The organism is Micromonospora tarensis, from assembly GCF_016803395.1.
GTDB classification, from domain to species: domain Bacteria; phylum Actinomycetota; class Actinomycetes; order Mycobacteriales; family Micromonosporaceae; genus Micromonospora; species Micromonospora tarensis.
Map to the genome: position 1 here is coordinate 1 of NZ_JAEVHL010000099.1, position 21,590 is coordinate 21,590.

Genomic DNA, 21,590 nt, shown 5'->3' on the forward strand with positions numbered 1-21,590 from the left:
TCCGGCCCACTGGCCGCCGCCGGCGCACCGCCCGTCCGATTCCGGCCCCGGGGTACCCGCGCCCGAGCCGTCACCCGCCGCCGGTGGAGTGGTTCCCGGCTCATCCGACACGACGTACCGTCCCTTCGCCGACCTGGTAGCGGGTGCCGCGCAGGGCGGCCGGCACGTCGTCGTCCACCGCGCAGGTGACCAGCAGCTGACTCGCCCCACCGACCAACTCCGCCAGCCGCTCCCGGCGGCCGGTGTCCAACTCCGCGAAGACGTCGTCGAGCACCAGCACGGGCTCGATGCCGTCGGCGCGCAACAGGTCGTACCCGGCCAACCGCAACGCCAACGCGAACGACCAGGACTCGCCGTGGCTGGCGTAACCCTTGGCGGGTAGCGGGCCAAGACTCAGCGCCAGCTCGTCGCGGTGCGGACCGACCAGGGTGGTGCCCCGTTCGATCTCGGCGGAACGGGCCGCGGCCAGGGCCGCGGTGAGCGCCTCGGCCAGCGCGGCCCGATCGGTGGTCGGCTCGGCCAGCTCGATCGAGGGCCGGTAGGCGATGCCGGCCGCGCCCCGACCAGCGGCCACCGCGTCGTACGCCTTGGCGACGTGCGGGGTGAGCGCGGCGACGAGCTCCAGTCGGCCGGCGAGCAACTCCGCGCCGTGCTGGGCCAGGTGGGCGTCCCAGACGGCGAGGGTGCCGAGGTCCCCGCCCCGGGATCCACCGGTCTTACGGGCCAGGTACGCGGTGCGCAGCAGGGCGTTGCGCTGCTTGACCACCCGCTCGTAGTCGGCCCGCACGCCCGCGTACCGGGGTTGCCGGTTGACCAGCAGGTCGTCCAGGTAGCGGCGACGCTCGGCCGGGTCGCCCCGGACCAACTCGAGGTCTTCCGGGGCGAAGAGGACGAGTCGCAGTGCGCCGAGCACGTCCCGGGCCCGCCGCGCCGGTGAACGGCCCAGCCGGGCGCGGTTGGCCTTGCCGGGCACGATCTCCAGCTCGACCAGGAGCTCCCGGCCGTCGTGTACCACCGCGCAGCGGATCACCGCGGACGCGGCGCCCATCCGGACCAGGGGTGCGTCGGTGGCGACCCGGTGCGAGTCCAGGGTCGCCACGTAACCCAGCGCCTCGACGAGGTTGGTCTTGCCGACGCCGTTGGCGCCGATCAGGACGTTCGCCCCCGGCTGAAGGTTGACGGCCACCCGCTCGTACGAGCGGAAGTCGACCAGTTCCAGCCGGTGAACGTACACAGGTTGTGGATACCGCTCAGCGCTTGTGCACGGCGTGCCCACCGAACTGCTGACGCAGCGCGGAGACGGCCTTCATGGCGGGTGAGTCTTCCTGTCGTGAGGCGAACCGGGCGAACAGCGAAGCCGTGATGACGTTGAGCGGCACGGCCAGCCGGACCGCCTCGTCGACCGTCCACCGGCCCTCGCCGGTGTCCTCGGTGTAACCGCTCAGGTCGGCCAGCTCCGGGTCCTCGTCGAGCGCCCGGTCCAACAGGTCGAGCAGCCAGGAGCGGACGACGGTGCCCTCCCGCCAGGACTTGAACACCCCCGGCACGTTGGTGACCAGCTCGGAGGCGGTCAGCAGCTCGTAGCCCTCGGCGTAGGCGTGCATCAGGCCGTACTCGATGCCGTTGTGCACCATCTTCGAGTAGTGCCCGGCACCGACCGGCCCGGCGTGCACGAAGCCGAACTCACCCTCCGGCTTGAGCGCGTTGAAGATCGGCATCAGCCGGTCCACGTGCTCCTGTGCGCCACCGACCATCAGCCCGTAGCCGTTCTGCCGGCCCCACACACCCCCGGAGACGCCGACGTCCAGGTAGCCGATGCCCAGCTTGTTGAGCCGCTCCGCGCGCGGGGCGTCGTCGCTGAAGCGTGAGTTGCCGCCGTCGATGATGATGTCGCCCTCACCGAGAACGGTGGCGAGCTCGTCGATGGTGGCATCGGTGACACCGGCGGGCACCATGACCCAGACCGCGCGGGGCGACTCAAGCTTCTCTGCCAGGCCCGCGAGGGTCGGAACGTCGCTCAGCTGTGCGTTGTGGTCGAACCCGACGACGTCGTGGCCAGCAGCACGCAACCGCTCCCGCATGTTGCCGCCCATCCGGCCGAGTCCTACAAGGCCGAGCTGCATGTGTTTCTACCTCCGTGGATCTGGGTGTTGCTGTGGCGCGATCAGCGCGAGACGCGGATCGGCATGATGAGGTACCGGTACCCCGGAATGACCTCTCCATCCTCGCCAGCGGGGGAGATCACCGCGGGCTTGAACGCGTCGACGAACGAGAGCACGGCCGTCTGGGAACCCAGGTTGGCCAGGCCGTCGATCAGGTACTGCGGGTTGAAGCCGATGGTCAGCGCGTCACCGGTGAAGGTGGCCTCCATGGCTTCGCTGGCTCGGGCCTCCTCGGACCCCCCGGCCTCGACCACCAGGCCGTCGGCGCTGAAGCTGAGCAGCACCGGGGTGGTCCGCTCGGCGACCAACGCGACCCGCTTGACCACCTCGATCAGCGTACTCACCGACACCCGGGCCTCGGCGTTGTGGGTGGCCGGGAAGAGCGAACGCACCGGCGGGTAGTTGGCGCCGTCCAGCAGGCGGCTGGTGGTGCGGCGGGTGCCGCCGGCGAGGCCGACCATGCCCTCACCCGCGGCACCCTGGGCGAGGGCGAGGGTGACCTCGCCACCCAGCGGGCCGAGGGCCTTGGCGGTGTCGTTCAGGGTGCGGGCCGGCACCAGGGCGTTGATGCTCACCTCGGGGTCGTCCGGTCGCCACTGGATCTCGCGCAGCGCCAGCCGGTAGCGGTCGGTGGCGAGCATCGACAGCGTGTTGCCGGACAGCTCGACCCGGACGCCGGTCATCATCGGCAGCGTCTCGTCGCGGCCGGCCGCGATGGCCACCTGGGACACCGCGGTGGCGAAGGCGGCGGCGTCGACAGTGCCGGCGCTCTGCGGCATCTCGGGCAGCGCGGGGTAGTCCTCCACCGGCATGGTGGGCAGGGTGAACCGGGCACTACCGCAGACCAGCTCGAGGTGGGCGCCGACCGCGGCGATGTCGACCGGCTTGGCCGGCAACGCCTTGGTGATCTCGGCGAGCAGCCGGCCGGAGACGAGTGCGGCGCCGTCGGCGTCACCCTGCACCTCGACGGTCACCTGGCTGGAGACCTCGTAGTCGAACCCGGAGACCCGCAGGTTGCCGTCGGTGACGCGGAGCATCACCCCGGCCAGCACCGGAACGGATGGCCGGTTGGGCAGGCTCTTCGCGGTCCACGCCACGGCCTCGGCGAGCGCATCACGCTCTACTCGGAACTTCATCAATGCCTCCGCGTCGACGTCAGCGACAACTCTCTCATGCCGACCGCTGCCTACCGTCCCGCCCGACCGTGCGGGTACCCATCGCACCTTAGGGCGCGAGGGCATCGGCTGTGCGCCCGACCCCTTCGATCGTGTCGATGCTGACCGGCTGATCCGGCAGCGTTCGGCCCGATCCACAGAAAGCCCAACGGTGATGATTGGTTTTTGTTCTCTTAGAAGAGATAACTCATCGTCTTCATCGCACCTGTGCAAACTGTGGACAACGAACGTCTGCGCAGCTCAGACAGGTTATCTACAGGTGATTTAGCTGTGGAGAACCGGGGGTACAACCGGCTTGTGTGTCCACAGCCCGGTCTCGTCGACCGGTTATCCACCGTCGTCCACCGGTTGTCCACCGGTAATCCACCGACTTTCTCCCCAAGCCTGTGGATCGCGGTGAAGATCACCATTGCCGTCATCCCCAGAACCTTCAACAGCTCGTACACAGGTCGACGGTGATCGGTGGAAAACCTGCCCGTTGTCCCCAGGCGTCCACAGCCTCGTACACAGGGTTTCTCCACAGCCTGTGGGTAACCAGCGAAGGACGGACCGTAGTTATCCACCGACGGTGGACAACGAGCTGTGGACAACGAGTGGAGGCCAGGGCGGTCACGGCCTCGATCCTGTGGTCTCCACCATGTCGAGGGTCCAGTCATCGAGCGAAAAAGGAACGCCCGGCCGGATCTCCGGCCGGGCGTGTCCCGAGACTCTGTGCCGTACGCCTCAGCTGTTCTGCTTGATCCGGTTGGTCAGCTCGGCGATCTGGTTGTACAGCGAGCGGCGCTCCGCCATCTGCTGACGGATCTTCCGGTCGGCGTGCATCACAGTGGTGTGGTCCCGACCACCGAACGCCTGCCCGATCCGGGGCAGCGACAGCTCGGTCAACTCGCGACACAGGTACATGGCCACCTGCCGGGCGTTGACCAACACCCGGGACCGGGACTGGCCACGCAGGTCCTCCAGGCTCACCCCGAAGTAGTCGGCGGTCGAGGCCATGATCTGGTCGGCGTTGATCTCCGGGCCGGCGCCGTCGGGCATGAAGTCCCGGAGCACCTCCTCGGCCAGGGACAGCTCGACGGTCGACCGGGTCAGGCTGGCGAACGCGGTAACCCGGATCAGCGCGCCCTCCAGCTCCCGGATCGAGTTCGACACCCGGGAGGCGATGAACTCCAACACGTCCGGCGGGGCGTACATCCGCTCCTGCGCCGCCTTCTTCTGCAGGATCGCGATCCGGGTCTCCAGATCCGGCGGCTGGATGTCGGCCAGCAGCCCCCACTCGAACCGGGTTCGCATCCGGTCCTCCAGGGTGGCGAGCTGGCGCGGCGACCGGTCGGAGGTGATCACGATCTGCTTGTTGGCGTTGTGCAGCGTGTTGAAGGTGTGGAAGAACTCCTCCTGGGTGCGCTCGCGGTTCTCCAGGAACTGGATGTCGTCGATCAGCAGGATGTCGACGTCGCGGTAGCGCCGCTGGAACGCGCTGGTCTTGTCGTCCCGGAGCGAGTTGATGAAGTCGTTCGTGAACTCCTCGGTCGAGACGTACCGGACCGAGCGGGCGTTGCCGAGCGTCGTGGCGTAGTGGCCGATGGCGTGCAACAGGTGGGTCTTGCCCAGCCCCGAGTGCCCATAGATGAAGAGCGGGTTGTACGCCTTCGCCGGTGACTCGGCCACCGCCACGCTCGCCGCGTGCGCGAAGCGGTTGGACGAGCCGATGACGAACGTCTCGAACATGTACTTCGGGTTGAGCCGGTTGCCGCCGGTGTCGGCACCGGGCAAGCGGCGGTCGTCGCGACCACCCGTGCGGTGGTCCACCGCGCTGCGGCCCGGTCCGCTGTCCGTTCCGCTGTCGCGGGGGAGCGCGCGAATCACGTGCTGGTCGCGGGGCGACGCCGAGTCGTCCCGGTAGCGGGGCTCGTAGGGCCTGGTGTCCGGGCCGGGTGGGTCGAGTCGGGCCGCCTGCTCGTCGTAGCCGCGCCGGTCCGGCCCCGGTCGGGGCGACCGCGTCGGCTCCGCGAAGGCGGCGCTGAACAGCGCCTCCTGCCCGTCCCGGCTGGCCGGGATCAACCCTGTCCGCGGTCCGTCGACGGTCGGCCCGAGCGGCGGACCCGCCGGGGCGGGTGGCGCGAGGTCGGAGGTACGCGGCGCGGACGACTGCTCAGGGAACCTGACGTCGGTGGTCGGTCGGGCTGCCTGGTCGTCGACCGGTGCGGCACCCGGGCCCTCGATGTCGAGCGGCTCCGGTGCGCTGCGGTAGACGGTGCCGGCCGGTCGACCCGTGGCGTCCTCGGCAACCCGGACGGTGACCGCGACCTGGATCGGTCGGCCGAGCCGGCGGGTGAGCGCCTCGGTGATCGCCGGGCGTAGCCGGGACTCGATCACGTCGCGGGTGAACGCGTCCGGGACGGAGAGCAGCGCGGTGTCCTCGACGATCGCCCGCAACCGGGTCAACCGGAGATAGGCCCGCTGCTGGGCAGAGATGATCTCGTCGGCGAGCTCGTCGGTCGCCGCCAACCACACTGCGGCAAGGTCGGTCGTACCGGCCACCGTCGTGCCACCCCCTCGCCTCTGCTCCCGGCCGCCGCTGTCTGCCAGCCGGCCGTCCCGGGCCCGCCGCGTTCGCGGGTGGAACAACACCCACCCGGACGGTCGACCGGTGGTCATCCACAAGTTATCCACAGCCTGTGTACCGACCGATTGTGGCCGCCGCCGGACGCGGGTGGGACCTGCCCCCTGCCTGAACGGGCGCTGAAGCGGGTTCACCGTGCCGAACGATTCACTGCCTTGTCCGGTCTTGCCTGCGCGGCGACCGGAGCTTGGAGACGCTAACCGCAATCGGGCACGGTAACAGCGTTGTCCCTGCGCCATCAACCGGCGACGCGGTTGCGCCCTTGTCGGCATCAGCGAAAACCACCCTTCGGCCTCGGGCGCGTCCCGTTGTCGGCGGCTCGGGGTGTTTGACGGTCATTGCCCCCCTGCGTAGGCTGGAACGGCTGCTTTCACGCCCTCTGCTAGGGTGATGGGTGCTTGCTGTCCGCGGTCGCATCCCCGCATCGCCGAGGTTTCCGCTCCGCCGGGCAGCACCGATCGGGGGCCACCGTCGAGGTGGCCTGGACCACCACACGACCCCGGCGATCCCGTCGCGCGGGGCGCGTACGAAAACGGAGAGCCTGACGTGAGCAAGCGCACCTACCAGCCGAACAACCGCCGGCGCGCGAAGACCCACGGCTTCCGGCTGCGCATGCGCACCCGTGCCGGCCGTGCCATCCTCTCGAGCCGCGCGCCAAGGGTCGTACCACCCTGTCGGCCTGAGCCGACCGGGCCGGTCCAGGGGACGTGGGCAGTCGTGCTGGCCGCCGCACAGCGACTGCGGCGCAGCACTGACTTCGCCGCAGCGGTCCGCGGTGGCCGACGAGCCGGACGTGGCGCCGTCGTGGTCCACCTGACCATGCCGGTGGCCGTCGACCCCAGCACACCGACCTTGCCGGAGCCGGCGCGGGACACCAGTGCGGAGCAGTCGTCCGTGCCGTCCCGTGCCGGCTTCGTCGTCTCCAAGGCGGTCGGCAACGCGGTGACCCGGAACCTGGTCCGCCGCCGCCTGCGGGCGCTGGTCCGGGAACGGTTGGCTGCCCTGCCGTCCGGAAGCACCCTGGTCGTCCGGGCACTCCCCGCCGCAGCGCAGGCGTCGTACCCTCGGCTCGCCGCGGACCTGGACGCCGCCATCGCGGTCGCCCGGTCGCCCCGCGAGCGGCGGTCCCGATGAGCGATACCGACCAGACCAGCCCCCGACCGTCGACAACCGGTGCCAAGGTGCTGATCGCGCCCATCATCGCGTACCGTCGGTGGATAAGTCCGGCACTGCCGGCTCGCTGTCGGTTCTACCCGTCGTGCAGTGCGTACGCCCAGGAGGCGGTCGTTCGGCACGGCGCGCTGCGGGGAGCCGTGCTGGCGGTCCGGCGGCTGTTGCGCTGCCACCCCTTTCACCCTGGTGGACATGACCCGGTGCCGGAGCCGGGCGGCCGCCGCCGTGCTGATGTGACTGGAGCCCCGAATTGAGTCTCGACTGGATCTACTACGCGATTTCGTGGATCCTGCTGACCTGGCACTCTGCCTGGGACGCCATCGGGGTGCCGGTGGGCGCGGTGATCGGCACCAACTTCGCCTGGATCCTGTCCATCATCTTCCTGGTGGTCACCGTCCGGGTGATCCTCTTCCCGGTCTTCGTCAAGCAGATCAAGTCGCAGCGGGCGATGCAGGCGCTCCAGCCCAAGGTCAAGGAGCTTCAGGAGAAGCACAAGGGTGACCGGGAGACGCTCCAGAAAGAAATGATGGAGCTGTACAAGAAGGAGAAGGCCAACCCGCTGATGGGTTGCCTTCCGATGTTCCTTCAGATCCCCGTCTTCCTGGGTCTCTTCCACACGTTGAAGCGGCTGGACCCGGCAAACCAGGGCAAGACCCTGTACGGGTGGAGCGTCGACCAGTTCCAGAGCGCCTCGCAGGCGAAGCTCTTCACCGCCCCGATCGCCGGCAAGTTCGGCTCGACGGCCGATGAGTTGTCGCGCCTCGGCGCCACCGGTAGCACCGTCAAGATCATTGCCGGCATCCTGGTTCTGGTCATGATCGCGACCACCTACCTCACCAGCCGTCAGATGATCCTCAAGACCGGCTGGGCCGAGGACCCGCAGCAGCGGATGATCCAGCGGCTGATGCTCTACGGCATCCCCGCGTCGCTGCTGATCTCCGGCGCGATCTTCCCGATCGGTGTGATCATCTACTGGGTCACCAACAACCTCTTCACTCTCGGCCAGCAGCAGTGGGTGCTCCGGAAGTTCCCGCCGCCGGTGACCGCCAAGAAGGCCGTCGCCCCCGCCGCCGCTCGTAACCCGGTGCAACCGGCCAAGTCCGGTGGCCTGTTCGGTCGCGGCAAGGCGGCCCCGCCGGCGCCGGTCAAGGCGGCCGCTCCGAAGGTGGCCGGGCCGAAGCCGGGCGCCAAGCCGGTGAACAACCCGAAGAAGAGCCGTCCCGCCAAGCGGCAGGGCTGATCTTCGAGGGCCGTCGTCGGGTGACCGGCGACGGCCCGTTCCGCACCGTGCAGCCGCCGTCCGGTGGCGCCGAGCGGAACCGACAGCGCTTTGTGCGGCCACGGGCGACACTGCCCGTACAGACGTGCCCGCGGGCACCGGCGACCTCCCGCCGGCCCCGGGAAACCAGTCGGACCCGACGGTCCGGCCGAGCGAGTACGGAGATGAGACCGTGACCGAGACCAGCATCCCCCGCGCCGAGCAGCCCCTGGACGAGGAGGAGACCGCGACGCTCGCGGTGGACGGCGACGACGCCGATGACACCGAGGCCGACGACGACACCGACACCGCTGCCACCCCGGTGAAGAAGACGGTGGGCGAGAGCGACCTGTTCCGGCAGAGCGAGATCGCCGCCGACTACGTCGAGGGTCTGCTCGACATCCTCGACTACGACGGCGACATCGACGAGTTGGTCTCCGCCGGCCGTCCGATGGTCGAGGTCGTCGGCGAACGGCTGCAGAGTCTGGTCGGTCAGCGCGGCGCCACCCTGGAGGCGTTGCAGGAGTTGACCCGACTGGCCGTCTTCCGGCAGACCGGGACGCCGAGCCGCCTGCTGCTCGACGTCGGCGGCTACCGGGCGAACCGCCGCAAGGAGCTCGCCGCGGTCGCCAAGAACGCTGTGGAGAAGGTCAAGGAGTACGGCGAGCCGGTCCGGCTGGAGGCGATGTCCGCGTTCGAGCGCAAGTGCGTGCACGACGTCGTCAACGCCATGTCCGGTGTGTTGAGCGAGTCCGAGGGTGTCGAGCCGGACCGGCGCATCGTCGTACGGCCGGCGGACTGACCGGGTGACCCACGACGATCACACGGCCGACGCCGTGACCGGCCCGGGCGGAACGCCGCCCGGGCGTCCGCTGTCCGGCCCGCTACCTCCGACGCCACCGGTCCCGGTACGGCACCGTCGCCCGGTGACGCGGCGCTGCCGGCCGAGCTGGCGCCGGCCGCGTTGACACTCTTCGGCGACCGGCTCGACCTGGCCGCGGCGTACGCCGAACTGTTGGCCACCGATGGCGTGGTGCGGGGCCTGATCGGGCCCCGGGAGGCGCCCCGCATCTGGGACCGGCACCTGCTCAACTGTGCCGCGGTCGCCGAGCGGATCCCGTCCGGCGCGACAGTGCTCGACGTCGGCTCCGGGGCCGGCCTGCCGGGCCTGGTCCTGGCCATCGCGCGCCCCGACCTCACGGTCACCCTGATCGAACCGCTCGCCCGCCGGACGTCGTTCCTGGTCGAGGTTGTTGAGCGCCTGGGCCTGACCAAGTCGGTGCGGGTGTTCCGCGGTCGGGCCGACGAGGCGGCCACCGGATCGAGCGGCCGGGAGCCGATCAGCGGAGACGTGGTGACCGCGCGGGCGGTCGCGCCGCTGGATCGACTGGCGGGCTGGTGTCTTCCGCTGGCGATTCGCGGCGGGCGTCTGCTGGCGCTCAAGGGGTCGTCCGCCGAGGCGGAGGTCGAGGAGCACGCCGACGTGGTGGCGCGACTCGGTGGTGGCGAGCCAGCCGTGCGGCTCTGCGGTGTCGCGGTGATCGATCCCCCCACCACGGTCGTGGAGATCGTCCGCGAGCGAATGATCGGTCCGCGCCCGGCGGCAAAGAAGCGCTCCCGCGGCGGACGCCCCCGCCGGGGTTGACAGTCCGCCCGATCGGGCTTCCGGTCGGTGGGTTGCCTCGTTGTACCGGTACGGATGGACGAGGGGTTGAGAACCCGACGTGGACCGGCCACGCCCGTCCGCCGTAGGCTGACCGCGCGTCGATAGTGTGGAGTGGGTGACGGACGTCGCGGGTCTCCGACCGCTCCCGAGGGCCGCACGCTCCGGGACGCGGGCGCGGGCGCGGCCGAGGTGACCGGGGCGCGGACCGACCATCCGAAGCGGGCAGGGATGACAGGTGCATGACGACGGCAGGTACGACGATCCACACGTGACCGGGTCGACCGGCGATCCCGTTTCACGTGAAACCGACTACCCGAGTTGGTCGCCCGGCGCGACCGGGTCACCGAGCCGATCCGCGGACAGCGATCCGTCAGCGGCGCATGACCAACTGCCGGGTTCGGGGCGGCCGGATGCCTTCCCCGCCCCGGACTCGCCGAGCGGTCGTCGGACGGCGGAGGGTCTCAGCCGTCCGGTCAACGCTGCCGAGGTGAGGTCGGCGTCCGGGCGCCGTAACACCGCCGCCGCGGTTCGCTTCGAGCCGGCGGTCCCCCAGCAGCCCACTGCGGCCGTCGTCCGGGACGCCGTGCCGATGATCACTGACGCGCCGGTCGCGTCGACCGAGTCGTTGGCCGCCGTGGCGGCCGACCCCACGTACGTTTCACGTGAAACCCCGACGCGTGAAGAGGATGACCCACCGTTGGCAATGGAGGCGATGCGCGCCGTGCAGATCCTGAATCCCAGTGGCGAGGTGACCATGCCTCGGCCGGACCGGACCCGGGTCATGTGCGTCGCCAACCAGAAGGGCGGCGTGGGCAAGACCACGACCACCGTCAACCTTGCGGTGGCGCTCGCCCTGCACGGCAACCGGGTGCTCGTGGTGGACCTCGACCCGCAGGGCAACGCCTCGACCGGGCTCAACGTTCCGCACCACACCGGTGTCCCCGACGTCTACGACTGCCTGATCAACAGCATGCCGCTGGTGGAGGTGGCGCAGGCTGTCGAGGGCATCCCCAACCTCTGGTGCGTACCCGCGACCATCGACCTGGCCGGTGCGGAGATCGAGCTGGTGTCGGTGGTGGCGCGGGAGTCGCGCCTGGACCGGGCCATCGCCGCCTACCCGGGCGAGTTCGACTACGTGTTCATCGACTGCCCGCCCTCGCTCGGCCTGCTCACGGTCAATGCCCTGGTTGCCGCGCAGGAGGTGCTGATCCCGATCCAGTGTGAGTACTACGCGCTGGAAGGGCTCAACCAGCTGATCAACAACATCAACCTGGTGCGTCAACACCTCAACCCGAAGCTCGATGTCTCGACGATCCTGTTGACCATGTACGACCGCCGGACCCGGTTGGCCGACGCCGTCGAGCAAGACGTCCGGAACCACTTCGGCGACAAGGTGCTCCAGGCAGTCATCCCCCGCAACGTTCGGGTCTCCGAGGCACCGAGCTACGGCCAGTCGGTGATGACCTACGATCCCGGATCGCGGGGTGCCACGAGCTACTTCGAGGCCGCCCAGGAGATCGCCGAGCGAGGGGTCAAGGAGCCGGTGGGCCGGAATGCGTAGTGCGGAAGAGTTGCTGGGAGGCGTGGCATGAAGAACCGTCCTCGGGGCGGTCTGGGTAGGGGCCTGGGGGCACTGATCCCGACCGGGCCCGTGCCGGGCGCCGCCGGCACCGTGACGGCCGAGCCGGAGAACGAGCTCGCGGACGATGCCGGTACCACGCCGGCGGTGCCCGCGACGACTGCCGGCGCCCCGCCCGTGCACGAGCCGGAGCCCGTGCTCAGCCCGGTGCCCGGTGCTCGATTCGCCGAGATCCCGGTCGACGCGATCCTGCCCAACCCGAAGCAGCCCCGTCAGGTCTTCGACGAGGACGCACTGGAGGAGCTCAAGACCTCGATCCAGGAGGTCGGTTTCCTCCAGCCCATCGTCGTCCGGCAGCTCGACGACGAGAAGTACGAGCTGGTGATGGGCGAGCGGCGCTGGCGGGCCGCCCAGGCGGTGGGCCGGGAGAGCATCCCCGCCATCGTCCGGGACACCCGCGACGACGCCATGCTCCGCGACGCCCTCCTGGAGAACATCCACCGGGCCAACCTGAACCCGCTCGAAGAGGCCGCGGCCTACCAGCAACTGCTGGAGGAGTTCGGGGCCACCCACGAGGAGCTGGCCCGCCGGATTGGCCGGAGTCGCCCGCAGATCTCCAACACGATCCGCCTGCTGAACCTGCCGGCTCCTGTGCAACGCCGGGTCGCTGCCGGCATCCTGTCGGCGGGTCACGCCCGCGCACTGCTGAGCCTCGACGAGGCGGAGGCGCAGGAGCAGTTGGCCCTGCGGATCGTGGCCGAGGGCCTGTCGGTGCGGGCGACCGAGGAGATCGTGGCCCTGGCCCTGAACGACGGGCCAGAGAAGGGGCAGGCCGCCAAGCGCCGTCCCAAGGCGCACGCGCCGGCTCTGACTGATCTCGCCGATCGGCTGTCCGACCGGTTCGACACCCGGGTGAAGGTGGACATCGGTCGAAGCAAAGGAAAGATCACGATCGAGTTCGCGACTGTGGACGACCTGGAGCGGATCGTCGGGATCATCGGCGTGCAGCAGGATGAGGAGAGCGGGGACTGAGCCCGCGCTCGGCTACGGCCGCGTACCCCGTCTGGGGTGGCGCGGCCGTTCTGCGTTCGGGCCGCGTTTCACGTGAAACAGCACCGACGAATCGCTCCGAGCCCGGGTGGTCGAGCGAGCGGTGACCGATGGCTGCGCGCGCTCCTTGCCCCGCGCCCCAGGGGGGCGAACCGGCGCGGCCGTTTCACGTGAAACCCGGTTCGGATGGCAGCTGCCCACAACGGTGGCCACGGAGGCGCGCTGCGCCCGTTCTGTGGGCCGCTGGAGCTGCTGGCCGCCCGGAGGGGTAGTTGGGGTCGGGTAGCAGTCGTGCGGACCTCCAGCGCTCGTTTGAGCGAGGGATGGTCGTGCCACCGCCCTCTCCATCGACTTCGTCGCCGGCGGCGGTTCTGCTCGTGGCGTTGCGGCAGGCACCGATGGGGGCCACCGTCGGCGCCCAGGCGCAGCCCTCAACGCCGGGCTGCTGCTCGCCACCAACCAGCTCGACATCGCCGGGCTCGTCTTCACCGCGGTCCGCCGCCGGCAGCCAGCGCTGGCGTCGGTGCCTCAAGTAGTCCGCGAGAAGACCGTGAGGCCATCGTCGGCCCGAGCGCCTGCCCACCGGCGACCACACGCCGGGACCGCATACCGGTGTCCAACGGACCTGGCGGATCAGGTCGGGGCCGGCCAGCGCCGGGCACGGCGTCCCGCCGCAACCGGCCACCGTTGCGGCGGTCGAGATCGCCGGATCACCGGTCGCGGGACAACGACCGACCGGCAGAAAAGTTATCCACAGCGGTTTTCCACAGGCACCCTCCGTTTCACGTGAAACAGCGCGTGGGAGTGGGTGCGGGCCTGTGGATGACGGCGTGTATTCACGATCTCGGCAGCCTGTGGATATCGCTCGGCGGCAGCCCCGCGACCCCCGTGCGTTCGCTGGTGCGGACCGTCGCTCTGGCGGCCGGGGACCGGTCAAACAGGTAGGGACAGCGGTGCCAGACTCGGTTAGGGTCAGCGTCGTGCACGACACCCCTCCCTCAGTCCCGGACTTCACCCAGTGGCCGTCATTTCCCTTCGAGGGCGACCTCCGCGTGAAGCAACTCGATGATCCGGTCCCGGTCGAACCGCCCCGGAAGGGCGAGGGTCTCCGGGAATGCACCGCCTGCAACGCACCCGACGACGCCTACATCTGGGTGGGTGAGCGGTGGCGAGTCCGTGCCATGGACCGGCCCACCGGTCTGCCGATGGTGCTCATCCTGGAATCGCGGTCCCACCTTGACCTCGGAGACCTGCCGAACCTGTTGGCTGCCGAGCTGGGGGTGATGACCGTACGGCTGGAGCGGGCCATCCGGTCTCTCGACGGGGTGGCGCGGGTGCACGTCAACCGGTGGGGCGATGGCTCGGCTCACCTGCACATGTGGTTCCTCGCGCGACCGTACGGCCGCCTCCAGTTGCGCGGTACGTTCCTCTCCCTGTGGGACTCGATCCTGCCGCCGATCTCCGAGGCGCAGTGGCGGGAAAATCTGGCGCTGGTCGCCGCCTGGCTCGCCGAGTTCGGTGGTCGCCCGCTCGCCGAGCCGCCCCGCATCCAGTGGCAGGCCCCGTCCAGTCTGCTGGCCCAGTCCGCCGCCGCGGATGCCGCCGCAGCGGCAGCGGCGGAGGAGGCCGTCTCGGTCATCGAGGCGGCAGAGGAGATTCCGGAACCGGCGCCCGACGCCACCTCCGACGCTGTCACCAACGACACCGATCGGGCGCCCTCGGCCGCTCCGGTCGTCGTGCAAACGGACGGCGGTGCCAGCTCGACGACGGACAGCACTGCCGCTCCGACGGGTGAACAGGCGCGGTCGGCATCCCCGGCCGACCGCACCGCTGGCACCGCCGCGGCCGACGCCCCGGTGTCCACCGTCCCAGCGGCCGGCGTCGTCGGCGCGCCGGAAACGCCCGCCGACGAACCCCGAAGCCTCCGGGAGCCGGCGAGCGCCACCACCGACGGAGCCGCCAGCGCGGCGGTGAGTGGGGCCGCCTCCGACGGCGGCGGGGAAACCCACACCCCGAGTGCGGCGTCCGTCTCGACCTCGCCCGCCGACGACCGCGACACGCCGGATCTGCCTACCACCCGCTGAGGTGGAACCGCCCCTGAGGTTGGCGTCTCCGCTCCAAGGCGTGCGACATGCGCCGGTCTCAGGGGTCGTTCACGGGTGCCGCGAGCGCTGACGCCCCGGCGGCAGCTCAGGAAGTGGCGAGGCGGGCAGCTGCTCGGACGACCAGGGTGCCGAGGAGCCGACCGAAGTCGAGGCCCGCCGCCTGCACGGCGAGCGGGAGCAGCGACGTCTCCGTCATGCCGGGCGAGACGTTGACCTCCAGCACGTGCGGCTGGCCGGCCGCGTCCACGATCACGTCGACGCGGGACAGGTCCCGGAGACCGAGCGCGGTGTGCGCGGCGAGGGCCACGTCAGCGACGGTGGCAGCCACCTCCGGGTCCAGCCGGGCTGGGGCGTGCCAGGTGGTGCGCCCCGCCGTGTAGCGGGCGGCGTAGTCGTACACGCCGTTGCGCGGCACGATCTCCACCGGCGGCAGCGCCTGTGGGCCGTTGCCGAGGTCGACCACGGAGACCGCCACGTCCATGCCGGGCACGTACCGCTCCACCAGGGCGGTGGAGTCGTACGCGAAGCAGCCCACCATCGCGGCGGGCAGCGCCGTGGCGTCCCGGACCACCGCCCCGCCCAGCCCGGACCCGCCCTGCGCCGGCTTGACCATCAGGGGCAGGCCCAGACGGTCGACGATCCGATCCAGCACGGCTACCGCGCCGAGCTCGGAGAAACGATCGTGTGGCAGCGCCACCCAGTCCGGGGTGGGGATGCCGGCCTCGCGGAGCACCGCCTTGGCCGAGGGCTTGTCCCAGGCCACGCGGGAAGCACGGGCGTCGCAGCCGACGTACGGGATGTCGCAGAGATCCAGCACCCCGCGCAGCGAGCCGTCCTCGCCGGTGGCACCGTGCAGCGCGATCACCACCGCATCCGGCGGGTCCACCGCGAGTGCCGGCAGCAGCGCCACGTCGGCGTCCCGCAGCTCGGCTTCCATTCCGACAGCGCGCAGCGCGTCGAGCACCCGGCGACCGGAGCGCAGTGAGACGTCCCGTTCGTAGGAGAGGCCGCCGGCGAGCACCACGACGCGCAGGTCGGCCGAGACGGCGGAATCGGTCACGAGGAGGCGCTCGGCGGTCGTACCCATGCGGGCATCATGCCAAGTCGGGCCCGGGCACGTCGGAGCCGGCCCGGCCGCGGCGGCCGGCGGCACCACCCACAGCGCCGAAGACCCGGCGCATCGTGATCTCCTGCTCCATCACAGTGGCCAGCCGGCGAACGCCCTCGCGAATGCGCTCAGGCGGCGGGAAGCTGAAGTTGAGTCGCATCGCGCCGGTGCCGGTGCCGTCGGCGTAGAAACCGGTGCCGGGCACGTAGGCGACCCGGGCCGCGATCGCTCGCGGCATCATGGCCTTCGAGTCGAGCCCGTCGGGCAGGGTGGCCCACACGAAGAGGCCACCGGCCGGCGTGGTCCAGTTGGTGCCCTCCGGCATCAGGTCGGCCATCGCGTCGAGCAGGGCGTCCCGGCGCTCCCGGTAGACCTCGCGGTAGACCTTGAGCTGCTGCCGCCACGGCATCGTGCGCAGATAGGTGGCCACCGCGGCCTGGGCGTAACCGCTGGGGCAGAGAATCTGCGCCTCGCTGGCGATGACGAGCTTGTCGCGGACCGCGTGCGGCGCCAGGATCCAGCCGACCCGCAGGCCGGGCGCGAAGGTCTTGGAGAAGGTGCTGAGGTAGAAGACGCCGTCCCGGCGGCGGGCCCGCAACGGCGCCGGCGCCTCGGTCTCGAACCCCAGCTGACCGTACGGGTCGTCCTCGACGACCAGCAGCCCGGCGCGTTCGCAGATGTCGAGCACCCGTTCCCGGCGCTCCTCGCTGAGCGTCACGCCGGTCGGGTTCTGGTAGGTGGGGATCGTGTAGAGGAACTTGACCCGCTGGCCGGCGCGGGTCAGGTCGGCGATGGCCGACTCCAACGCCTCCGGGATCAGCCCGTCCGCGTCCATCGGCACGTGGACGACCTGCGCCTGGGCGGCCTGGAACACCCCGAGCGCACCGACGTAGGTGGGCCCCTCGGCGAGCACCACGTCACCCGGGTCGAGGAAGAGCCGGGCCACCAGGTCGAGTGCCTGCTGCCCGCCCACGGTGACCACGACGTCCTCCGGGGAGGCACCGCACGCGGCGTCGATCCCGGAGAGCGCCATCACCTCGCAGATCCGCTCGCGCAGCTCAAGGGTGCCCTGGCCGATGCCGTACTGGAGAGTGGTCACACCCTGCTCGGAGCCGAGTCGGCCGAGCATCTCACCGACCGCGTCCAGGGGCAGAGCGGCGATGTACGGTGCGCCACCGGCGAGCGACACGACCTCCGGGCGACTGGCCACCGCGAACAGTGCTCGGATCTCGGAGGCGGTCATCCCGCGTACCCGCCGGGCGTACCGGTCGGTGTAGTCGTCGAGTGTCGTGCCGGTCATGACCTCACCTCGATCGCTGCTCGGGTGGCTCCCGTCCCGGGTACCCCGCCCACCGCTGACCATGGCGACGGAGGACACCGATTGTCGATCCTAGTCCGCCTGGGGCCCGCTGCCGCCGGGCCGGAGCGGATCTACCACATGGCGGACCGTCGTCGGCGTCCCCCACCGGGGTGGGCATCTGCGCGTCCCCTCCCGTATCGCCGATCGGCGGCGTACGATCGCTCGTCGGGGGCAGGAAGGCGGCGCTGTCGCTCCATGCCGGTCTCACCACCGAGCCTATTGTGGGGATGCGCCATATGTCGCGACGTCTGGTCAGCCTGACCCTCGACACGTTGGAAGACCTTCCCCGGCCGTGCCGGCAGTGCGTCTACTGGGAGCTCGACCCGGTCTCCGCGGAGCGGGCCTGCGCGGCCGGTGATCCGGGCCTGGAGAAGGAGGCCTGGGTCTCCCAGACGCTGTTGGAGTGGGGCTCCTGCGGCAAGCTCGCGTACGTCGACGGCATGCCGGCCGGCTTCGTGATGTACGCCCCGCCCGCCTACGTGCCCCGGTCGATGGCGTTCCCGACCTCGCCGGTCTCCGCCGACGCGGCACTGTTGATGACCGCCAACGTGGTCGCCGCGTTCGCCGGGGGCGGCCTGGGCCGGATGCTGGTGCAGGGCGTCGCCCGGGACCTGACCAAGCGGGGGATCAAGGCCATCGAGGCGTTCGGCGACGCCAAGTTCGGTGACGCGGACGATCCCGCCGGTGGCTGCGTGGCACCTGTCGACTTCTTCCTCTCCGTGGGCTTCAAGACCGTCCGTCCGCATCCGCGTTTCCCCCGGCTGCGTCTTGAGCTGCGGACGGCGTTGAGCTGGAAGTCCGACGTCGAGTACGCGTTGGAGAAGCTGCTCGGGTCGATGAGCCCGGAGACCCTGCTCCGGCCGGTGCGTCCGGCCCCGGCCACCCGCTCCACAAACGGCTGACCCACCTGGTGGTGGTGGATCAGTCGACCACCGTGCCGGCGGCCACCACGGCACGCAGTTCACTGACGTCGAGTGATCCGGTCGGGACGTCCCGTTCGATCGGGTAGTACATGCGCTGCACCGCGGCCACGATCGCCTCCACCACCCGGTCCCGGAACCGTGGGTCGACCAGTTGGGCGCGGTCGGTGGGCGAGGTGAGGTAGCCGACCTCGACCCGAACGGCGGGCATCCGGGTCAGTCTGAGCAGCTCCCAGGTCTTCGCGTGGGTGCGGCAGTCCCGCAGCCCGGTCCGGGCGACGATCTCCCGTTGCACCAGCCCGGCCAGGCGTTCACCGGTCGCCGAGGTCACCCCGTTGTCGGTGCCGTAGTGGTAGGTCGCCACCCCCTCCGCGTCCGGGTTGGCGTGGCCGTCCAGGTGCAGTGAGATGAACACGTCGGCACCCAGCGAGTTGGCCAGCAGGGCCCGGTCGGTGTCCGGCAGGCAACTGTCGGGCGACGGGCCCCGGGTGAGCTGCACCCGCACCCCGGAGGCGGCGAGTCGACCCTCCAACCGGCTGGCCAGGTCGTGCATCAGGTCCGCCTCGGTCCAGCGCAGCGACCCGTCGGGCACCACCATCCCGGGGTCGGTGCCGCCGTGCCCCGGGTCGATGACCACCGTCTTGCCGACCAACGCCGGCCCGGACTGCCGGATCGCGTCCGACTCGCGTAGCCACTGCGGGCGACCGCCGACGACCTTGCGGCCGATCCGGCGGAGCGCGTTCATCGTGTGCGGACCGCAGGAACCGTCGGGGGTGAGCCCCACCTCGCGTTGGAACTGGGCCACCGCGCGGGACGTCCGGATGCCGTAGATGGCGTCGGCCCTGCCCACGTCGTACCCCATCTCCAGCAGCCGCTCCTGCAACGAACGGACGTCCTCGCCGGTGAGCGGCTCGGGAACCGCGTGGTAGAGGGTGCGGGCACCGAGCCGCCAGCGGGCGGCGTCCAGGGCTCGCCAGGTCTCCGCGCCGACCCGACCATCCACGCTGAGCCCTCGGGACTGCTGGAACGCGCGGACCGCCCGTTCGGTGTCGAGGTCGAACTCGTCGTCGTGCGGGCCAGCGGCGCTGAGCAGGTCGAGGCCGGTCAGGATGGTACGGATCTCAGTGACCGCTGGTCCCCGGTCACCGGGTCGGATCGGACGCACGCACGACCCCCTCTGCACGACGCTGGCTGGCCGGGCGGCCCAGGCTTGAGGCTATGCGCTCCGGGGCGGCGAGGTGGCGGGGCCGGGAAAAACGTCGACGGTGCGGCCGGGAGAAACCGAACCCCGCACCCGACGAGCGGGTACGGGGTTCGGTGAGCTGTTTCTGCTGGTCAGAGAGCCGACTCGATGAGCCGGACCAGCTCGCCCTTCGGCTTGGCACCGGCGATCGACTGCACCGGTTGGCCGTTCTTGAAGACGGTGAGCGTCGGCACCGACATCACCCGGTAGGCCCGAGCGGTCTCCGGGTTCTCGTCGATGTTGAGCTTGACGATGGTGACCTGGTCACCCATCTCGCCGGCGATCTCCTCGAGCAGCGGCGACACCTTGCGGCACGGCCCGCACCACTCGGCCCAGAAGTCCACCAGAACCGGCTTGTCGGCCTGTAGCACGTCGGCGACGAAACTCTTGTCCGTGACCGCCTTGGTATTTCCCACTATGCCCCTCCTCCGGGATGTGTTTCCTGCTTCAGCTGAGCGTCGCGATGAACCGTTCGGCGTCGAGCGCGGCGGCACAGCCGGTGCCGGCTGCGGTGATCGCCTGACGGTAGGTGTGGTCGACCACGTCGCCGGCGGCGAAGACGCCGGGCACGTTGGTGCGGGTGCTGGGGGCGTGGACCTTCACGTAGCCCTCGTCGTCCAGCTCGACCTGGTCCCGGAAGAGTTCGCTGCGGGGGTCGTGACCGATGGCCACGAAGACACCGGTCACGTCCATCACCTTGGTCTCACCGGTGTGCACGTTGCGGACGCGTACGCCGGTGACCTTGCCGTCGTCGCCGAGGATCTCCTCGACGGTGCTGTTCCACTCGACCTTGATCTTCTCGTTGCTCAGCGCCCGGTCGGCCATGATCTTGCTGGCCCGGAACGAGTCGCGCCGGTGGATGATGGTGACCGACTCGGCGAAGCGGGTGAGGAAGGTGGCCTCCTCCATCGCCGAGTCACCGCCGCCGACGACCACGATGTGCTGGTTGCGGAAGAAGAAGCCGTCACAGGTGGCACACGCGGAGACGCCGTGGCCCAGGTATTCCTGCTCGCCGGGCACGCCCAGCGGACGCCAGGCCGAACCGGTGGAGAGGATGACGGAGCGCGCCCGGTAGGCGGTCTCGCCGACCCAGACGGTGCTCAGCGCGCCGGAACCGGCGTCGCCGGTGTCCACCAGCTCGACCCGGGTCACGTCGTCGGTGAGGAACTCGGCGCCGAACCGCTCGGCCTGCTTGCGCATGTTGTCCATCAGCTCGGGGCCGAGAATGCCGTCCGCGAAGCCGGGAAAGTTTTCCACCTCGGTCGTGGTCATCAACGCGCCGCCGGACTGCACGCCCTCAATGATCAGCGGCTTCAGGTTGGCGCGTGCGGCATAGACCGCCGCCGTGTAGCCGGCCGGCCCGGAGCCGATGATGATCAGGTTGCGGACCTCGTCCACTGCCGTCTCCCGAGTTGTGTGTGTCAGCGTCGGCACGAGCACCGAAGCTGATCCGCTTCGCCGACGCCTGGGTGGGGCCGGCAGCTACTTCCAGAACGTCATCCTACGAACCGGGGATTCCCGAGCCGGGCATCCGGTGGGTCAGGTCACGTACGGGTTCACCGTGCCGTTGACCGTGGATTCACCCTACCCGCGCCGAATACCGGCTGTCCGAGCCGGACCCGGGCACTCCGCACTCCGGGCCGCTCACCCAGGACCACCGGGTTCCGGTCGCATCGGTGAACCGGATCACCAGTGCCGGCTCGCCCTGGAACCGCGCGTAGTCGATGGTCTCGACCGCCAGTGGCGCCGATCCGTGCTCCGCCGCGAGGTCGGCCAGGCAGGTCGTCAGCGCGGCCTCGTCGGTCAGCCGGGCCAGCTGGTCCAGCCCGCCGGGCGAGGGACGCCGATCACCCTCGGCATCCACCTGCGGCTGCCCACCGGGCGCTTCGCTTGTCGCTCGGCTGCTGGCACCCGGCACGTCGCGGCCCGGCACGTCACCAAGGGTCTGTGGGGTGTAGTTCGTACCGCTGCGCAGGGCCGGCCCGGTGGTGCGGACCGGTCCGGCGCCCGCGACGCCCTCGGGCGCGCGGACCGGCCGGTCATGGTGCTGACCGCACCGGAGTCGTCCGTCGCCCGCATCGACAGCTGGTTGAGGCCCAGGGCGACCGCGACGACGGCGATCACAGCGGCGGCCACCGGCGCGCCGCGGCGCGCCCAGCCGCGCGGGC

19 protein-coding genes and 1 pseudogene are annotated in these 21,590 nt (G+C 70.6%); 10 read left to right on the top strand and 10 right to left on the bottom strand.

What is annotated here, in order from left to right; translation table 11 throughout:
- Positions 1-100 precede the first annotated feature (100 nt).
- The 4 genes from recF to dnaA form a co-directional block, all read right to left on the bottom strand.
- Positions 101-1,234: a DNA replication/repair protein RecF gene (recF, locus tag JM949_RS19235; RefSeq protein WP_203149801.1), complete on the bottom strand. Its 1,134-nt coding sequence runs from the start codon at positions 1,232-1,234 to the stop codon at positions 101-103.
- A 16-nt stretch (positions 1,235-1,250) separates the two neighbouring features.
- Positions 1,251-2,123, bottom strand: a complete 873-nt coding sequence (gene gnd / locus JM949_RS19240; protein WP_203149802.1) for a phosphogluconate dehydrogenase (NAD(+)-dependent, decarboxylating) — start codon at positions 2,121-2,123, stop codon at positions 1,251-1,253.
- 41 nt (positions 2,124-2,164) lie between these two features.
- Positions 2,165-3,298, bottom strand: a complete 1,134-nt coding sequence (gene dnaN, locus JM949_RS19245; protein WP_203149803.1) for a DNA polymerase III subunit beta — start codon at positions 3,296-3,298, stop codon at positions 2,165-2,167.
- 762 nt (positions 3,299-4,060) lie between these two features.
- Positions 4,061-5,878 carry a chromosomal replication initiator protein DnaA gene (gene dnaA / locus JM949_RS19250; RefSeq protein ID WP_203149804.1) on the bottom strand — a complete coding sequence of 606 codons (1,818 nt, stop codon included), beginning with the start codon at positions 5,876-5,878 and terminating at the stop codon, positions 4,061-4,063.
- Between the two features lie 628 nt (positions 5,879-6,506).
- Between dnaA and rpmH the strand changes: the two are divergent.
- The 9 genes and pseudogenes from rpmH (at position 6,507) to JM949_RS37355 (ending at position 14,770) form a co-directional block, all read left to right on the top strand.
- Positions 6,507-6,643 (top strand): annotated as a pseudogene (gene rpmH, locus JM949_RS19255) (50S ribosomal protein L34).
- Between the two features lie 34 nt (positions 6,644-6,677).
- Positions 6,678-7,094 (top strand): ribonuclease P protein component, encoded by a 417-nt coding sequence (gene rnpA, locus JM949_RS19260; protein ID WP_203149805.1) that lies wholly within the window; start codon positions 6,678-6,680, stop codon positions 7,092-7,094.
- Positions 7,091-7,387 (top strand): membrane protein insertion efficiency factor YidD, encoded by a 297-nt coding sequence (yidD, locus tag JM949_RS19265; protein WP_203149806.1) that lies wholly within the window; start codon positions 7,091-7,093, stop codon positions 7,385-7,387. The genes rnpA and yidD overlap by 4 nt, the downstream gene beginning before the upstream one ends.
- On the top strand, positions 7,384-8,373 hold the full coding sequence (gene yidC / locus JM949_RS19270) for a membrane protein insertase YidC (protein WP_203149807.1): 990 nt from the start codon (positions 7,384-7,386) through the stop codon (positions 8,371-8,373). The genes yidD and yidC overlap by 4 nt, the downstream gene beginning before the upstream one ends.
- A 211-nt stretch (positions 8,374-8,584) precedes the next feature.
- Entirely contained in the window at positions 8,585-9,193 is a 609-nt protein-coding gene (locus tag JM949_RS19275; RefSeq protein WP_203149808.1) for a Jag family protein, read from the top strand.
- Between the two features lie 162 nt (positions 9,194-9,355).
- On the top strand, positions 9,356-10,036 hold the full coding sequence (gene rsmG, locus JM949_RS19280) for a 16S rRNA (guanine(527)-N(7))-methyltransferase RsmG (protein ID WP_407664782.1): 681 nt from the start codon (positions 9,356-9,358) through the stop codon (positions 10,034-10,036).
- A 610-nt stretch (positions 10,037-10,646) separates the two neighbouring features.
- Complete coding sequence (locus tag JM949_RS19285; protein WP_407664783.1) at positions 10,647-11,618, top strand: ParA family protein; 972 nt, start codon at positions 10,647-10,649, stop codon at positions 11,616-11,618.
- A 27-nt stretch (positions 11,619-11,645) separates the two neighbouring features.
- The gene (locus JM949_RS19290; RefSeq protein WP_203149809.1) at positions 11,646-12,668 is read left to right on the top strand and encodes a ParB/RepB/Spo0J family partition protein; all 1,023 of its coding nucleotides are present in this window, start codon (positions 11,646-11,648) and stop codon (positions 12,666-12,668) included.
- Between the two features lie 998 nt (positions 12,669-13,666).
- Positions 13,667-14,770 carry a hypothetical protein gene (locus JM949_RS37355; protein ID WP_309232229.1) on the top strand — a complete coding sequence of 368 codons (1,104 nt, stop codon included), beginning with the start codon at positions 13,667-13,669 and terminating at the stop codon, positions 14,768-14,770.
- Positions 14,771-14,876: 106 nt separating this feature from the next.
- Here JM949_RS37355 and JM949_RS19300 read toward each other — a convergent pair whose 3' ends face one another.
- Positions 14,877-15,878, bottom strand: a complete 1,002-nt coding sequence (locus JM949_RS19300) for a D-alanine--D-alanine ligase family protein (RefSeq protein ID WP_203149810.1) — start codon at positions 15,876-15,878, stop codon at positions 14,877-14,879.
- A gap of 7 nt (positions 15,879-15,885) precedes the next feature.
- Positions 15,886-17,199: an aminotransferase-like domain-containing protein gene (locus tag JM949_RS19305; protein WP_203149811.1), complete on the bottom strand. Its 1,314-nt coding sequence runs from the start codon at positions 17,197-17,199 to the stop codon at positions 15,886-15,888.
- A gap of 296 nt (positions 17,200-17,495) precedes the next feature.
- On the opposite strand from JM949_RS19305, the gene JM949_RS19310 reads away from it, so the two are divergent.
- A complete protein-coding gene (locus JM949_RS19310) occupies positions 17,496-18,161 on the top strand; it encodes a GNAT family N-acetyltransferase (RefSeq protein ID WP_030331852.1) in 666 nt (221 codons plus the stop codon).
- A 19-nt stretch (positions 18,162-18,180) separates the two neighbouring features.
- Here the strand turns inward: JM949_RS19310 and JM949_RS19315 are convergent, their stop codons facing one another.
- From JM949_RS19315 to JM949_RS19330, 4 genes are all read right to left on the bottom strand, one after another.
- Positions 18,181-19,344: an N-acetylmuramoyl-L-alanine amidase gene (locus JM949_RS19315; protein WP_203149812.1), complete on the bottom strand. Its 1,164-nt coding sequence runs from the start codon at positions 19,342-19,344 to the stop codon at positions 18,181-18,183.
- Between the two features lie 170 nt (positions 19,345-19,514).
- Entirely contained in the window at positions 19,515-19,838 is a 324-nt protein-coding gene (trxA, locus tag JM949_RS19320; RefSeq protein WP_203149813.1) for a thioredoxin, read from the bottom strand.
- A 31-nt stretch (positions 19,839-19,869) separates the two neighbouring features.
- Positions 19,870-20,820 carry a thioredoxin-disulfide reductase gene (trxB, locus tag JM949_RS19325; RefSeq protein ID WP_203149814.1) on the bottom strand — a complete coding sequence of 317 codons (951 nt, stop codon included), beginning with the start codon at positions 20,818-20,820 and terminating at the stop codon, positions 19,870-19,872.
- 181 nt (positions 20,821-21,001) lie between these two features.
- Positions 21,002-21,355 carry a hypothetical protein gene (locus JM949_RS19330; RefSeq protein ID WP_203149815.1) on the bottom strand — a complete coding sequence of 118 codons (354 nt, stop codon included), beginning with the start codon at positions 21,353-21,355 and terminating at the stop codon, positions 21,002-21,004.
- Positions 21,356-21,590 lie beyond the last annotated feature (235 nt).